This window comes from Polaribacter sp. Z022, assembly GCF_023555495.1.
GTDB lineage: Bacteria > Bacteroidota > Bacteroidia > Flavobacteriales > Flavobacteriaceae > Polaribacter.
The window spans coordinates 116,185-131,021 of the sequence record NZ_JALCZO010000001.1; the positions used below are offsets into that span (position 1 = coordinate 116,185).

13 protein-coding genes are annotated in these 14,837 nt (G+C 27.7%); 10 read left to right on the top strand and 3 right to left on the bottom strand.

All coding sequences use genetic code 11. The features are described from left to right. The first annotated feature begins 41 nt into the window (after positions 1 to 41). Both MPF13_RS00505 and MPF13_RS00510 read left to right on the top strand, forming a co-directional pair. On the top strand, positions 42 to 2,057 hold the full coding sequence (locus MPF13_RS00505; RefSeq protein WP_249980263.1) for a M3 family metallopeptidase: 2,016 nt from the start codon (positions 42 to 44) through the stop codon (positions 2,055 to 2,057). Positions 2,058 to 2,138: 81 nt separating this feature from the next. Continuing rightward, positions 2,139 to 2,660 (top strand): hypothetical protein, encoded by a 522-nt coding sequence (locus MPF13_RS00510; protein WP_249980264.1) that lies wholly within the window; start codon positions 2,139 to 2,141, stop codon positions 2,658 to 2,660. On the opposite strand, the gene MPF13_RS00515 is transcribed toward MPF13_RS00510, so the two are convergent. Further along, positions 2,657 to 3,898, bottom strand: a complete 1,242-nt coding sequence (locus MPF13_RS00515) for a glycosyltransferase (protein WP_249980265.1) — start codon at positions 3,896 to 3,898, stop codon at positions 2,657 to 2,659. The two genes, MPF13_RS00510 and MPF13_RS00515, sit on opposite strands and share 4 nt — an antisense overlap. Next, positions 3,899 to 4,372, bottom strand: coding sequence for a heme-binding domain-containing protein (locus MPF13_RS00520; protein WP_249980266.1), 474 nt, complete (start codon positions 4,370 to 4,372; stop codon positions 3,899 to 3,901). It lies immediately after the preceding gene. 135 nt (positions 4,373 to 4,507) lie between these two features. Between MPF13_RS00520 and lpdA the strand changes: the two genes are divergently transcribed. Continuing rightward, complete coding sequence (gene lpdA, locus MPF13_RS00525) at positions 4,508 to 5,908, top strand: dihydrolipoyl dehydrogenase (protein ID WP_249980267.1); 1,401 nt, start codon at positions 4,508 to 4,510, stop codon at positions 5,906 to 5,908. Between the two features lie 33 nt (positions 5,909 to 5,941). On the opposite strand, the gene MPF13_RS00530 is transcribed toward lpdA, so the two are convergent. After that, positions 5,942 to 6,553: a DUF4230 domain-containing protein gene (locus MPF13_RS00530; protein ID WP_249980268.1), complete on the bottom strand. Its 612-nt coding sequence runs from the start codon at positions 6,551 to 6,553 to the stop codon at positions 5,942 to 5,944. An 81-nt stretch (positions 6,554 to 6,634) separates the two neighbouring features. On the opposite strand from MPF13_RS00530, the gene MPF13_RS00535 reads away from it, so the two are divergent. The 7 genes from MPF13_RS00535 (at position 6,635) to MPF13_RS00565 (ending at position 14,825) form a co-directional block, all read left to right on the top strand. Next, positions 6,635 to 7,855: an acyloxyacyl hydrolase gene (locus tag MPF13_RS00535; protein ID WP_249980269.1), complete on the top strand. Its 1,221-nt coding sequence runs from the start codon at positions 6,635 to 6,637 to the stop codon at positions 7,853 to 7,855. Positions 7,856 to 7,962: 107 nt separating this feature from the next. Further along, entirely contained in the window at positions 7,963 to 9,264 is a 1,302-nt protein-coding gene (gene pabB / locus MPF13_RS00540; protein WP_249980270.1) for an aminodeoxychorismate synthase component I, read from the top strand. 27 nt (positions 9,265 to 9,291) lie between these two features. Continuing rightward, positions 9,292 to 9,891 (top strand): hypothetical protein, encoded by a 600-nt coding sequence (locus MPF13_RS00545; protein WP_249980271.1) that lies wholly within the window; start codon positions 9,292 to 9,294, stop codon positions 9,889 to 9,891. Next, complete coding sequence (locus MPF13_RS00550) at positions 9,888 to 10,121, top strand: hypothetical protein (protein ID WP_249980272.1); 234 nt, start codon at positions 9,888 to 9,890, stop codon at positions 10,119 to 10,121. Before MPF13_RS00545 ends, MPF13_RS00550 begins: the two co-directional genes overlap by 4 nt. Beyond that, complete coding sequence (locus MPF13_RS00555) at positions 10,122 to 10,583, top strand: hypothetical protein (RefSeq protein WP_249980273.1); 462 nt, start codon at positions 10,122 to 10,124, stop codon at positions 10,581 to 10,583. A 41-nt stretch (positions 10,584 to 10,624) separates the two neighbouring features. After that, positions 10,625 to 11,959 (top strand): tRNA lysidine(34) synthetase TilS, encoded by a 1,335-nt coding sequence (tilS, locus tag MPF13_RS00560; protein WP_249980274.1) that lies wholly within the window; start codon positions 10,625 to 10,627, stop codon positions 11,957 to 11,959. A gap of 286 nt (positions 11,960 to 12,245) precedes the next feature. Beyond that, positions 12,246 to 14,825 carry a phosphoenolpyruvate carboxylase gene (locus MPF13_RS00565; protein WP_249980275.1) on the top strand — a complete coding sequence of 860 codons (2,580 nt, stop codon included), beginning with the start codon at positions 12,246 to 12,248 and terminating at the stop codon, positions 14,823 to 14,825. Positions 14,826 to 14,837: the final 12 nt, after the last annotated feature.

Below are 14,837 nucleotides of genomic sequence, written 5' to 3' on the forward strand. Positions count from 1 at the left end.
TTAACAGAATATCTATATTTGACCTTTATACATATAGATTTATGAATCCACTTTTACAAGATTTTAATACAGCTCCATTTTCAAAAATTACAACTAAAGATTACAAACCAGCAATTAAAAAAGGAATAGAAATTGCAAAATCTGAAATAAATGAAATTGTAATAAATACTGAAAAACCTACTTTTGAAAATACAACTGTTGCTTTAGATTTTACAGGTGAAAAATTAAATAGAATTACCAGTATTTTTTTTAATTTAAATTCTGCAGAAACTAATGAAGAAATTCAGAAAATTGCTCAAGAAGTTTCTCCTTGGTTAAGTGAATTTGCAAATGATATAACATTAAATGAAGCTTTATTTAAAAAAGTAAAAGCTGTTTTTGATAACAGAAATAATTTAAAATTAACACCAGAACAAGAAACATTGTTAGACAAACAATACAAAAGTTTTGCAAGAAATGGTGCTAATTTAAATGAAGCAGATAAAACCACACTTCGTGAAATAGACGCAAAACTTTCTAAACTATCTTTAAAATTTGGTGAAAATGTTTTAGCAGAAACTAATGCTTTTGAATTACATTTAACAGATGAAAATGATTTAGCAGGATTGCCAGAAAGTGTAAAAGAAGCTGCAAAAGAAGTAGCAAAATCTAAAGAAAAAGAAGGGTATGTTTTTACTCTAGACTACCCAAGTTATATTCCTTTTTTAACCTATGCAGATAATAGAGAATTGCGTAAAAAAATGGCTATTGCTGCTGGAAAAAAAGCATTTCAAAACAATGAATTTAACAATGAACAAATTGTTTTAGATATTGTAAACCTTAGACAAAAAAGAGCCAATTTATTGGGTTATAAAACACATGCTCATTTTGTTTTAGAAGAAAGAATGGCAGAAACACCAGAAAATGTTATTAATTTTTCTAATAATTTACTTGAAAAAGCAAAACCAGCTGCTTTAAGAGAATTTAAAAACTTAGAAAATTACGCTAAAAAATTAGATGGAATTAATAAACTTCAAAAATGGGATGGTGCTTATTATTCTGAAAAATTAAAGAAAGAATTGTTTGATTTAGATCAAGAAATTTTAAAACCTTACTTTAAATTAGAAAATGTAATTGAAGGTTCTTTTGAAATTGCAAATCGTTTATTTGATTTACATTTTGAAGAAGTTTTTACAATAGAAAAATATCATGAAGATGTAAAAACATATAACGTTACTGATTCTAATGGTAATTTTATTGCTGTTTATTATGCAGATTTTCATCCAAGAAAAGGAAAACGCAATGGTGCGTGGATGACTAGTTACAAGCCACAACAAATAAAAAACGGAATTAACGAAAGACCTCACGTTTCTATTGTATGTAATTTTACAAAACCTACAGAAACGAAACCTTCATTATTGACATTTAATGAAGTTACTACATTGTTTCACGAATTTGGTCATGCTTTACATGGTATGCTAGCAAACACCACATATAATAGTTTATCAGGAACTTCTGTTTCTTGGGATTTTGTGGAATTACCAAGTCAGGTTATGGAAAATTGGTGTTTTGAAAAAGAGGCTTTAGAGTTGTTTGCAAAACATTATGAAACTGGAGAAAGTTTACCAATGGAATATGTAGAAAAAATAAAAGAATCTGCTAGTTTTAATGAAGGAATGCAAACTTTACGTCAATTAAGTTTTGGCTTATTAGATATGCAGTGGCATGGACAAGATCCTTCAGAAATAACCTCTATAAAAGAATTTGAAAACAATGCTTTTGCTGAAACAAAATTATATCCTGATGTTGCAGAAAACTGTATGAGTACTGCTTTTTCTCATATTTTTCAAGGAGGGTATTCTTCTGGATATTATTCTTATAAATGGGCAGAAGTTTTAGATGCAGATGCTTTTGATTACTTTTTAGAAAAAGGAATTTTTAACAAAGACGTTGCAACAAAATTTAAAGAAAACGTACTATCTAAAGGTGGTACAGAAAAACCTATGGTATTATATAAACGCTTTAGAGGAAAAGAACCTAAACCAGATGCATTGCTAAAAAGAGCAGGTTTAATCTAAGAATAAATATTTAAGCAATTTGCTTATATTTCTTTTTTAAAAAAAGAAATAACTTTAGTTAGTCATTAAATTCCCCAAAAAATGGTTAAACTAAAACTTATATTATTAATACTTTTTCTGACATTCGGATTTGAAATTTTCTGTCAAAATTCTTTTGATTTATCAATACATCAAGACACTAAATTTATATTTGTAGGAGATGATAGAGGCAATCATAGAGGAACTTTAGATATAATTATAAAACTTGAAGTACCTATAAAAAGATTTTCTAAAAGTCAAATTAGTATTTTTCCGTTATTCGAGCATGCTGCTCTACATAGTGGTTCTTTACAACGCTATGCAATTGGTGCATCTTATGTTTATAAAGATTTTTTTATTAAAAAAATAAATTTAGGTCTATATCCTAATTACGGTTTTATAACAAGATTTAATGACACCAATTCAAGTGCAGGTATAGATATTGATATTTCATATAGATTAACCAAACGTGTTTCTATTAGTTATGTGCATCAAATAATTGAAAGGACAGATTTAAAAACTACTTATAATGAAAGTGATTATATTAGAAATAGTAGCTTTTTAGGTTTTAAAGTTCATTTTTAACTTTTGTTTTTCTCTTCAATCCATTTACTCATAAATTTTGTTGCTTGTACAGTTTGATGTTGCAATAAGTTTCCCAAAAAATTATGAGTTCTATGATATTTTAAATTGTCTTGAACATTAATAATCTTATTAATAAATGGATCACTAATTTTTTCTTTGTCATAAATCTGATTGATAATTTCTATCCCTTTTTGCTGCGATTTTTTCCAAAGATTTTCATCAGTATATAATTGTATTGCTTTTTCTGAAAATGAGTTATAATCATCTTCAACAAAACCATTCCATGGTAAATTATTATGCATACCCTCTGCTCCAATATTTGTGGTTACACTTGGCGTTCCACAAATCATTGCCTCAGTTAATTTTCCTTTTATTCCTGCACCAAAATTTAAAGGAGCCAAAACTACTTTCGCATTTTTTACAACTGCATTAGCATCTTCAGCAAAACCTTTTATAATAAAACCTTCATTTTTATTATGTAATTGGTTTATTTGCTGATTGGCATAGGCACCATAAATATGAATTTCAGCTTTGGGTAGTTGTTTTCTAATGCGTCTCCAAATATATTTCTTTAATGTTAAAACTGCATCTACATTGGGTTTATGAAAGAAATTACCTATAAAAACAAAATGGTTTCTTTCTTCGAACGACTTCCATTTATCAACCTTTTTTTTGTCAATTTTATTTAATAAAAAAGGTAAATAACAAAGTAGGTTTTCATCAACCTTAAAAACAGATTTTAACAAATCCATTTCATAAGTAGAAATAATTAAACTCAAATCGCATCTTAAAATAGATGCAATTTCTCTTTTTGTATCATTAGAATCTAATAGAGCTTCAGTTGTATATTTTTCTCCTTTTTTAAATTGATTTTGGCGTGTTTTTCGTAAAAAATGTAAATCTTCAGTATCTAAAACTCGTAAAGCATTTGGACAGTTTTCTGCAACCCTCCAACCAAATTGTTCTTCCATCATAAAACGATCGAACATTACAATTGTAGGTTGTAATTTTTTTATAAAATCATCAAAAGAAGACGAATTTAACTCAATAGAAACCTCATCAATCCCTAAAGAACTTAAACTTGTTGCATTTTTACTTTTTTGAGCTGGAGAAGCAAATGTAATATTCCAGTTTTGTTTTAAAAACTGCTCTATTAACTGCATCATTCTACTACCAGCAGCAGAAGAATTAGGCTCTACCCAAACATAACCAATAATTAAAACGTGTTGTTTATTCAATTATTTAGAGTTCATTTGTTGTTTATAATCTGCTTGTACTTTTTTACCCCAAGCAACAACAGCATCAATTTGATCTTGAGATAAATTTGCTTCTGTATGTGTCCAAGTGTAAGAGTTTAAAGGCATGTGCTTCTTTTCTACTTCTTCATGAAGTTCATCCATTTTATGTTCTTTACGTTTTAAAGAATATTCATTCCATTTAGAAAAATTTAACTTTCTTTTTCCAACTTTTACATGATCGTTCATCCAATAATTAACAGGTGTAATATTACTGTACCATGGATACTTAGTAACATTTGAATGACAATCATAACAACTTTCCTTTAAAATTTTATGTACGTTTTCTGGCGGATTTGTTTCAGAAATAAAAGCCTCTAAAGAAGTTAAAGATCCTTCATTTTTTTCAGGCCCAAAAAATTGTACTATTATTAAAACTAATAACAAAAAGAACCCAATTTTTTTTATTGTTTTCATTGCGAAAATTTTAAAATTATCTTGATAGTAAATCTACTGAATTATCTCCTTATTCTATGAAAATATCCGTATTTTTGTCAACTATTAATAAAGAAAAAACCGAAAGGTTACATTATACGCAAAAATTAACCACAAATGAAATACGACATTATAGTAATTGGATCTGGTCCTGGAGGATACATTTCTGCAGTTAGAGCTTCTCAATTAGGAAAAAAAGTAGCAATTATCGAAAAATATCCTACTTTAGGAGGAACATGTTTAAATGTTGGTTGTATTCCATCAAAAGCGTTGTTAGATTCTTCTCATCATTATTATGATGCTGTTCATCACTTTGAAGAGCATGGAATTTCTGTTGAAAAACCTTCTTTTGATTTTGGTAAAATGGTTGATAGAAAAGCTAAAGTTGTTGAAACTACAACTGGAGGAATTAAATACTTAATGGACAAAAACAAGATTGATGTTTATGAAGGTGTTGGTTCTTTTGAAGATGCAACTCATGTTAAAGTTACTAAAAGTGATGGTTCTTCAGAAATAATTGAAGGAACAAATACAATTATAGCTACAGGTTCTAAACCTTCTACATTGCCTTTTATATCTTTAGATAAAGAACGTGTAATTACCTCTACTGAAGCTTTAAAATTAAAAGAAGTACCAAAACATTTAATTGTAATTGGTGGTGGAGTTATTGGTTTAGAGTTAGGCTCTGTTTACAAACGTTTGGGTGCAGATGTTTCTGTTGTAGAATATGCTCCAAAAATTACGCCTACTATGGATGCAGATGTTTCTAAAGAACTTACAAAAGTTTTAAAGAAACAAGGAATGAAATTTAATGTAAGTCATGGAGTAACTTCTGTAGAAAGAAATGGAGATGAGGTTATAGTAAAAGCTACTAACAAAAAAGGTGTTGAGGTTGAGTTTAAAGGTGATTATTGTTTAGTTGCTGTTGGACGTAGAGCTTATACTGATGGTTTAGGTTTAGAAAAAGTTGGTGTTGAGGTTAACGAACGTGGACAAGTTTCTGTTAACGACCATTTACAAACAAATATATCTAATATTTATGCAATTGGTGATGTTGTTAAAGGTGCAATGTTAGCTCATAAAGCTGAAGAAGAAGGAGTTGTTGTAGCAGAATATTTAGCTGGAGAAAAACCACATATTGATTATAACTTAATTCCTGGTATTGTTTATACATGGCCAGAAGTTGCTGCTGTTGGTAAAACAGAACAAGAATTAAAAGATGCTGGTGTAGCTTATAAAGCTGGTAAATTTTCTATGAGAGCTTTAGGAAGATCTAGAGCAAGTGGAGATATAGATGGTTTTGTAAAAGTATTAGCAGATAAAAATACAGATGAGGTTTTAGGAGTTCATATGGTTGGTGCACGTGTTGCAGACTTAATTATGGAAGCTGCTGTTGCAATGGAATTTAGAGCTTCTGCAGAAGATTTAGCAAGAATTTGTCATGGTCATCCAACATATTCTGAAGCTGTAAAAGAAGCTGCAAAAGCTGCTTGGGATGGAAAACCTTTAAATGCCTAATAGCATTTAAATAAAAAAATCTCGAAATAATGATTATTTCGAGATTTTTTTATTTCCTTCATTTGTTTCTAAAGCAGTATAATCTAATTTCCATCCAATAGTTTCAACCAAACTTTCCATTAACAATATAGCTTCTAAAGCTTCTTTATTTGCCAATTGAATTAAATTACTATCTGGTATTTTATTTAAAACATGATCTTTTGCTTCTTTATTTAACGTAGTTAAATCTTCTGTATCAAACTTGTTTAAATAACCGTTTTTAATATCGTAAAACTTTGTATCTGTTTCTATTGATAAAATTTCTGGTGCTGGAAATTCTGATAAAATAATTTTCTTTTCTTTAGTGTCAGATTGTAGTTTTATCTTTCTAAAGTCGAAACCAATATGAGCTTTTGCTGTTATTAAAATAATTGCCTTTTTTTTACTTACAATACTTCCCCAGAATTTTTCCTTAGTATTTTCATGATGATAAATTTCAGAAAAATCTCCTTCTACAGTAATTAACTTTGATACTTTTCTAATTTTATCTAATAAAATAACAGATTGTTTTTCTGTTAAACTTTTTTTCTTTGATAAAGAGAATTTTTGAGAAATCAGAAACGATACTCCAAAACCAACAACTAAACCTAAAATAATTAATTCCATAATGTAAATATACTATTGTCAAAATAAATACAACCTTTGTGCCATTCGTTTTCTTTTTATAAAGTTTCTTATTTTTATGGCATGAAAAAAATTGCACTCGTATTTTTTACTTGCTTCATTTGTTTAAACTTAAGTAGTCAAGAAAAAACACCATCTAAAGCTCAACCATCAGATTTTTTATCAAAAGCTTATTACAGTATTAATTTTGGTGGAATTTTTTATCCTTTTTCTAATGATAATTTAATTGATGGATACAAAACAGATACTTATAGCAGAAATTATTTTTCAGGAAGATTGTTATTAGGGTACAAAATAAAACCAAACTTAGCTGTACAATTTGGTACAATAAGACCTGCTTCTTGGTTTAAATATGATAATGTAAATAACATAGGCTATGAAAGAAGTGTTTGGATTAATGCTTGGTCTTTATCACTAAAACAAAACTTAAATTTAAATAAAAAACTCTCTGTTTATGGAGAAGCTGGTATTGCAAATGTTACAAGAAGTGGTTTTTCTATAAACGATAAAGTAATTTATGAAGATGCACATTTTGGAAGCTTGCTTTATGGTTTTGGTTTCAATTATAAGTTAAATCATAAGTTTCGCTTAAATTTAAACGGAACTTTTATACCAGAATCTAAAAAAGAAAATCAACCATCAATTTCTCAAGTTTCCTTTGGTTTTGAGTATCATATAAATAAACTTCCCAAAGAAAAAGTAGAAACATTTACAAACAATGGCTACTTCTTTCCAAATAACTTAATACAAGTTAGTTACGGAACCAGTAAAATTGGTTTTGGAATGAATCGTTTTTTTGGAATGAGTTTAAAAGTTGGAAACTTTGAAAGTTTTGGAATTCCTGTTTTTTGGGTAGGAGAATCTAAAGCAGCAAATGCATTTTCTATAACTTATCAAAAATTAGCATTTAGAACCGAAAAGATTTTTTCTTTAGATTGGGGTGTAAGTATTACTGCTTTTAACACAGAAGCTACAAATGAAAAGGTTTTGGCATTTTCTGTTTTTCCTTCTATGAGATTTTATTTAATGAGAAGAAAAGGTTTTGATTTTTACACAAATTACTCTTTAATAGGTCCTACATATTTAACGGTTAATAATATTGACAAACTAAATACAGGTCCTAAAATTACTTTTCAAGACACCATGGGTTTTGGTGTTTTCTTCGGAAAAAAACGTAATTATAATGCAGAACTAAGAATTATGCATTATTCTAATGGAAATAATTTTACAGACAACTCTGGTGTAGCAATTCCTATTCAATTTACTTTTGGAAAAACTTTTTAAGATACAAGGTTTCTATATTATTAGATAATTACACCATACAATTACACAAATAAACAGTTAGTCTTTTTTACAATTTAAAGAATAAGAATTGTATTTTTGGCACGAATATGCAAAGAACCATACGTACTTTTTCTGTAGAAAACATTCAGAAGTTTAAAGACAATTTGTTATGCTGGTCTCAGCAATTTGACACTGTTATTTGGTTAGATTCTAACAATTATCAACAAAAATATTCTAGTTTTAATTGTGCTTTGGCAGCAGATGATTTTACTTCTATAAAAACTGATTATTACAATGCTTTTGATAAGTTAAAAGAATATCAAACAATTACAAAAGATTACATTTTTGGGTACATAACTTATGATGTTAAAAATGATGTAGAAAAACTGTCTTCAACAAATTTTGATGGTTTAGATTTTGCAGACATGTATTTCTTTCAACCCAAAAAACTTGTTTTTATAAAAGAAAACTCGGTAGAATTTCATTATTTAAAATTGGTAGATGACGAAATTGAAACTGATTTTAAAGAAATAGAAAAATACAAAAAATACAAAAAACAAGATTCTGAAAGTGAAATCAAAATAAAACTTCGCATTCATAAAGACGAGTATCATTCTAAAGTAACCAAAGTTTTAGAGCATATACATAGAGGAGATATTTATGAAGCCAATTTTTGTCAAGAGTTTTATGCAGAAAATGCCACTATAAATCCTGTAGAAGTTTACAACCATCTAAATCAAATTTCAGAGCCTCCTTTTGCGTCGTTTTTAAAACTTGAAGATACATATACTCTATGTGCTTCTCCAGAAAGGTACCTAAAAAAAGAAGGTTCAAAAATTATTTCACAACCCATAAAAGGAACTGCAAAAAGGTTGGTTAGTGAAATTGATGATGCTCAATTAGCATCAGATTTAATGAGAGATGAAAAAGAACGTGCAGAAAATGTAATGATTGTAGATTTGGTAAGAAACGATTTATCTAAAACTGCAAAAAAAGGGAGTGTAAAAGTAGAAGAATTATGCAAAGTCTATTCTTTTAAACAAGTTCATCAATTAATTTCTACAGTAGTTTCTGAAGTTAAAGAAACTACACATCCTGTAGATGTTATAAAAGATACTTTCCCTATGGGAAGTATGACAGGTGCTCCAAAAGTTTCTGCTATGAAAATTATAGAAAACTTAGAAGAAACAAAACGTGGTTTGTATTCTGGTACAATTGGTTATTTTACTCCAGAAAATAATTTTGATTTTAATGTAATTATTAGAAGTATATTATATAATGAAGCAAAAAAATACATTTCTTATTCTGTTGGTGGTGCAATTACAGCTAAATCTGTAGTAGAAAAAGAGTATGAAGAGTGTTTATTAAAAGCCAAAGCAATGAAATATGTTTTGCTAAATTCTAAATAGAATTTTACCTTTAGAAAAAAAAAGAAAATGGCTAAATATTGGACTTCAAAAAACAATAAAAATATAGATGTTGTTTTAATTGATAATAATAGTATTTATAAAGGGAACATTAAATTTGAAGCCCTAAACCACTTTACTAAACAAATTGAAAACAATAAAATTCCTGAAGGATTGTTTTCAATCCCTTTTTCATATATATCAAGAATAGAAAATCAAAAAAATAAGGAAGAAATTAAAATTTACTTCAATAAAGATTCTGAAGAAGAATTAATTTCTAAAAATGAAACCGTAAAAAATGAAATGTTTAGTTATTTAAGAGACGTTCTCCCAAAACTGGTTTACTCAAAAAAAACTCCTTCTTTTTTTAAATATTTAAAACCTCAATTATTCGCAATATTTTTTACAATTGTTATTTTTTTATGGTCTTTATATTATGCAATTCAGATAGAAAATGGAGTTGAATATGTTTTAAAAGGAAGAGCAGGTTTACTCTCTCTAATTTATTCAATAGGATTATTGGGTGTAACAAAAGTAATTCTACTTTTTACAATATTAATTGGAATAGGACTGTTTTCTTTAATTAGAAAAAATAAAACCAGATCTGAAATAGAACAACTTATAAGATGATAATTAACCAAGAAGAACTCTTTACTAAAACTTTAGAAGCTTTAGAAGAAAAAGCAAACGAGCAAAATATGTTCAATAAGTTTTTAGAATTATATCCTAAAGAATGGAAAAAACTAAAAATTACGTTTTCTAAATTTAACAGAAGTAAACAATTTGGCAAAACAATTCCTTTACCAAAACCAGAAGTTGCTCTAAGAAAAGAGATTAGAATTTGGTTAACAAAGCAATAAATGGCAGATTTAATTTCATCTATTTTAGAAATCTTTCTTGAAATTAAATATTGGATAAAACATGGTAAACAGAGAAAATACGAGAAAGAAAATAACCTCCCAAAAAAGATTGTTTGGTATCCATATTCAAAGCAATTTTTTATCCTATTTATAATTTTTATTACTGTTTGTTTTCTATTCTTTTACGTTACTAATATTGAGAAGAATAAAGAAAATACTGAAAAAATAATGATCAAAATTTCTAAACTTTTAGAGGATGAAAAAAAGCAGTTTGGTAAATATCCTTCAGAACTAAATACACTAATTAGAAATAACCCATTAAGAAAAGGTTTAGAGTTCAATAGCTGGAAAACTCCTTTTGTTTACACAATTACTAAAGATGGAAAAAATTACAAACTAATTTCTAAAGGAGGTGATAGAAAACTAAATACTGAAGATGATATTTCTTACTCTTCAAAATAAAGTATCTACATCACATTTAAAAATGTTATTTTTGAAGTATAATGCTACAAAAACTATCAAACCACATCAATAAAAACCTTCCTTTTTTAAAGGATAAAAAATTATTGATCGCCATTTCTGGCGGAATTGACTCTGTAGTTTTAACTCATCTTTTATCAGCTTTAAAATTTAATATTTCTCTAGCTCATTGCAACTTTAATATACGTGGAATTGAAAGCGATAAAGATGAAGATTTTATAATATCTTTAGGAGAAAAACTAAACGTAAAAACTTTTACAACGCATTTTAAAACTGAAGAGTTTGCTAAGAAAAACAAACAATCAACTCAAATTGCAGCAAGAAACCTACGTTATAATTGGTTTAATGAGTTAATTCATAAATATGAGTTTGATTTTGTTTTAACTGCACATCATGCAGATGATAATTTAGAAACTTTTTTAATAAATTTAACAAGAGGAACAGGTTTAGAGGGTTTAACAGGAATACCAGAAATTAATGGAAACATTGTAAGACCTTTATTAAAATTTTCTCGTCAAGAAATTATTGACTTTGCAAAAGAAAATAATATTGATTGGAGAGAAGATAAAAGTAATGCATCTACAAAATATACTCGAAATAAAATTAGACACCAAGTTTTACCAATTCTAAAAGAAATTAATCCTAGTTTGTTAGATACTTTTGCAAATACAACTGAACATTTACAAGAAAATCAGCAAATTATTGAAGATAGAATAAACGAAGTTTCATTAAAAGTTCTTCAAAAGAATTTTAAGTCAGAAAAAGAAATTATAAAAATTGAAATTAAGAAGATTAAAAGCTTATCGAACTCTAAAGCCTATTTATATCAGCTTTTAAAAGATTATAATTTTACAGAATGGAATGATGTTTACAACCTACTTTCTGCGCAATCTGGAAAACAAATTTTTTCTAAAACTCATATTTTATTAAAAGATAGAGATTTTTTAATCCTTACTAAAATAGATTTCTCAACTGCTCTCGAAACAATTTTTCAAATTGAAGAAAATACGTCTGAAATTAAACAACCTATTCATTTAAATATTGAAAATGTTATAGAAAAATCAATAGAAAACAAGCAAACTATTTTTGTAGATAAAGAAGAGTTAGTATTTCCTTTAAAACTCAGAAAATGGCAAAATGGCGATTTCTTTTATCCAAAAGGAATGAATGGGAAAAAGAAATTAAGCAAGTATTTTAAAGATGAAAAACTTTCTCTGATAGAAAAGCAAAATACTTGGTTACTATGTAATAATAACAATATTATTATTTGGGTTATTGGTTATAGACAAGACAAAAGATTTGTTACTAAAAAAAACAGCAATTCAATTATAAAATTGTCTTTAATAACCAGAGATTAATTTAATTCATTATCACTTAAATTACCTTCTTAAATTCATTTATTTTATCTAATTAAGAATTAAAACAAGTGTTTAACAATAAAATTACTGTCTTAAGGATTTTTAAATTGATGTTTTTTTAGTTTGAAAAAAAACAATTTGTGTAAAATAAATTCAATTTCAAACAAATTCTCAAAAAACGATGTAATTTATATCGTTTTCGTAAAAAAAAGGCTAATTAATAACATTAACGCAAGATATATTAAGAGCCTTTTTTGTAACTTCACACCATTAAAATTGACTTAATATGAACAATTTACCCAAATTAGATAGGTTTAACGAAAATGTCTTGTCTAAATATCAAATTTACAATAGTATTTTTACTACACTTCCATTTGACACAATAGATGACACAGGAGTATTATTACCTCTGTTACATAAAGTATGTAAAAAAGGTTTTGATTTAGAAAAGAACCCTACAGAAATTGTAGAGCATTTTTTTAAAAAATACCAAGAAAATCCTTCTGAAAAAGAAAAGGCAGATTTACTTTTTCGTTTTATTCAATTTATAGAACGTCAAGTAGTTTTATTTGATGCAATTGAAGATGCTGCATTTCCTGTTGTTAATAATATGGATGGTTTTGGGTCTTTGAGAGCCTCAAAAGAATCTGCAAATTTAAGCAACAAAAAAGAAGAGTTAAAAGCTTATTTAGAAGACTTTAAAGTTCGTGTTGTTTTAACAGCACACCCTACTCAATTTTATCCAGGTTCTGTTCTAGGTATTATTACAGATTTAGACAAAGCTATTCAAGAAGATGATTTATTATTAATCAGAAAATTGTTAGCTCAATTAGGTAAAACGCCATTTTATAAGAAAGAAAAGCCATCTCCTTTTGATGAAGCAGTAAGTTTAGTATGGTATTTAGAGCATGTTTTTTATCACTCTGTACCTAAAATTTACAACTATATTCAACATCATATTTATGATGGAAAACCAATTGATAATGAAATTATTGATCTAGGTTTTTGGCCTGGGGGAGACAGAGATGGAAACCCTTTTGTAACCACTAAAATTACTTTAGATGTTGCAGAAAGATTGCGTCAAACAATTTTAAGAAGCTATTACAGAGATGTAAGACGTTTAAAAAGACGTTTTACTTTTGATGGTGTTCAAGAAATTTTAGTTCGTGTAGAAAAAAGATTATATAAACACGTTGTAAGAAGTTATACTAAAGTAAATTTCTCTCAAAAAATTCTTTTAGAAGAATTATATGCAGCTAGAGAAATTATTGTAAACGAACACCAAGGTTTATTTGTAGAAGAATTAAACGACTTTATAAATAAAGTAAGAATTTTTGGATTCCATTTTGCAACTTTAGATATTAGACAAGACAGTAGAGTTCATCACCAAGCGTTTACTCAAATTGTAAAAGATTTACAAGCTCAAGGAGATAAAACGTTCCCTAAAAATTACCTAAACCTTTCTGAAGAAGAACAAGTAACTATCCTTTCTTCAATTAAAGGAAGTATTGACCCTAGTATATTAACAGATGAAGTTTCTGTAAAAACAATAGAGTCTATTTATGCATTAAAAACCATTCAACAAAGAAATGGAGAACGTGGTGCAAATCGTTACATAATTAGTAACAATCAAACTGCATTAAACGTAATGGAAACATTTGCAATGTTAAATTTATGTGGTTTTGAAAATGAATTACCTGTAGATGTAATTCCTCTTTTTGAAACTGTAGAAGATTTAATTAACGCAGAAGATGTAATGCGTACTTTATATTCAAACAAAACATATAGATATCATCTTTCTAAAAGAAAAAACAAACAAACTATTATGTTAGGTTTTTCTGATGGAACAAAAGATGGTGGTTATTTAATGGCAAACTGGGGTATTTTTAAAGCTAAAGAAGCTTTAACAAGAATCTCTAGAGAATTTGATATTGAAGTTATATTCTTTGACGGACGTGGAGGACCTCCTGCACGTGGTGGAGGAAAGTCTCATCAATTTTATGCTTCTTTAGGACCAACTATTGAAAATAAAGAAATTCAATTAACAATTCAGGGACAAACTATTAGTTCTAATTTTGGTACTAAAAACTCTTCTCAATATAACTTAGAACAACTATTAAGTTCTGGTATTAAAAATGATGTTTTTACTAAAGATCAATTAAACGATACTCATAGAGAATTAATAGAAGATATGGCTGCTACAAGCTACCAAGCTTATGTAGATTTTAAAAAGCATCCTAAATTTTTACCGTATTTAGAAAAGATGAGTACGTTAAAATATTATGCTAAAACAAATATTGGTAGTAGACCAAGTAAGCGTTCTAATTCTGATACTTTAGATTTCTCTCAATTAAGAGCAATTCCTTTTGTTGGAAGTTGGAGTCAATTAAAACAAAACGTACCTGGTTTCTTTGGTGTAGGTACAGCTTTAAAAAAGTATGAAGATGCTGGTAGATTTGACGAAGTAATTGAGTTTTATAACGCTTCAGATTTCTTTAGAACTTTACTAGAAAATAGTATGATGAGTTTAACAAAATCTTTCTTTGGTTTAACAGCTTATATGGCAGACGACCCAGAGTTTGGAGAGTTTTGGAAATTAATTTTTGCTGAATATGAAACAACAAAAAGATTACTTTTAAAACTTACTGGACACTCAGAGTTAATGGAGAATTTCCCTGTAGGAAAAGCTTCAATTGAAGTCAGAGAACAAATAGTTTTACCTTTATTAACGATTCAGCAATATGCTTTAAAGAAAATTCAAGAGCTTCAAAAATCTGAAAGAAAAGGTAAAGAGATAGAAATTTATGAAAAAATGGTAATGCGTTCTTTATTTGGTAATATTAATGCAAGTAGAAACTCTGCTTAAACTTTTATTTAT

Excerpts from the sequence above, each read along its gene's own strand:
- MPF13_RS00565 (WP_249980275.1), top strand. The coding sequence starts at position 12,246 with ATGAACAATTTACCCAAATTAGATAGGTTTAACGAAAATGTCTTGTCT.
- MPF13_RS00510 (WP_249980264.1), top strand. The coding sequence starts at position 2,139 with ATGGTTAAACTAAAACTTATATTATTAATACTTTTTCTGACATTCGGA.
- MPF13_RS00550 (WP_249980272.1), top strand. The coding sequence starts at position 9,888 with ATGATAATTAACCAAGAAGAACTCTTTACTAAAACTTTAGAAGCTTTA.
- MPF13_RS00555 (WP_249980273.1), top strand. The coding sequence starts at position 10,122 with ATGGCAGATTTAATTTCATCTATTTTAGAAATCTTTCTTGAAATTAAA.
- tilS (WP_249980274.1), top strand. The coding sequence starts at position 10,625 with ATGCTACAAAAACTATCAAACCACATCAATAAAAACCTTCCTTTTTTA.
- MPF13_RS00505 (WP_249980263.1), top strand. The coding sequence starts at position 42 with ATGAATCCACTTTTACAAGATTTTAATACAGCTCCATTTTCAAAAATT.
- lpdA (WP_249980267.1), top strand. The coding sequence starts at position 4,508 with ATGAAATACGACATTATAGTAATTGGATCTGGTCCTGGAGGATACATT.
- pabB (WP_249980270.1), top strand. The coding sequence starts at position 7,963 with ATGCAAAGAACCATACGTACTTTTTCTGTAGAAAACATTCAGAAGTTT.
- MPF13_RS00530 (WP_249980268.1), bottom strand. The coding sequence starts at position 6,553 with ATGGAATTAATTATTTTAGGTTTAGTTGTTGGTTTTGGAGTATCGTTT.
- MPF13_RS00535 (WP_249980269.1), top strand. The coding sequence starts at position 6,635 with ATGAAAAAAATTGCACTCGTATTTTTTACTTGCTTCATTTGTTTAAAC.
- MPF13_RS00520 (WP_249980266.1), bottom strand. The coding sequence starts at position 4,372 with ATGAAAACAATAAAAAAAATTGGGTTCTTTTTGTTATTAGTTTTAATA.
- MPF13_RS00545 (WP_249980271.1), top strand. The coding sequence starts at position 9,292 with ATGGCTAAATATTGGACTTCAAAAAACAATAAAAATATAGATGTTGTT.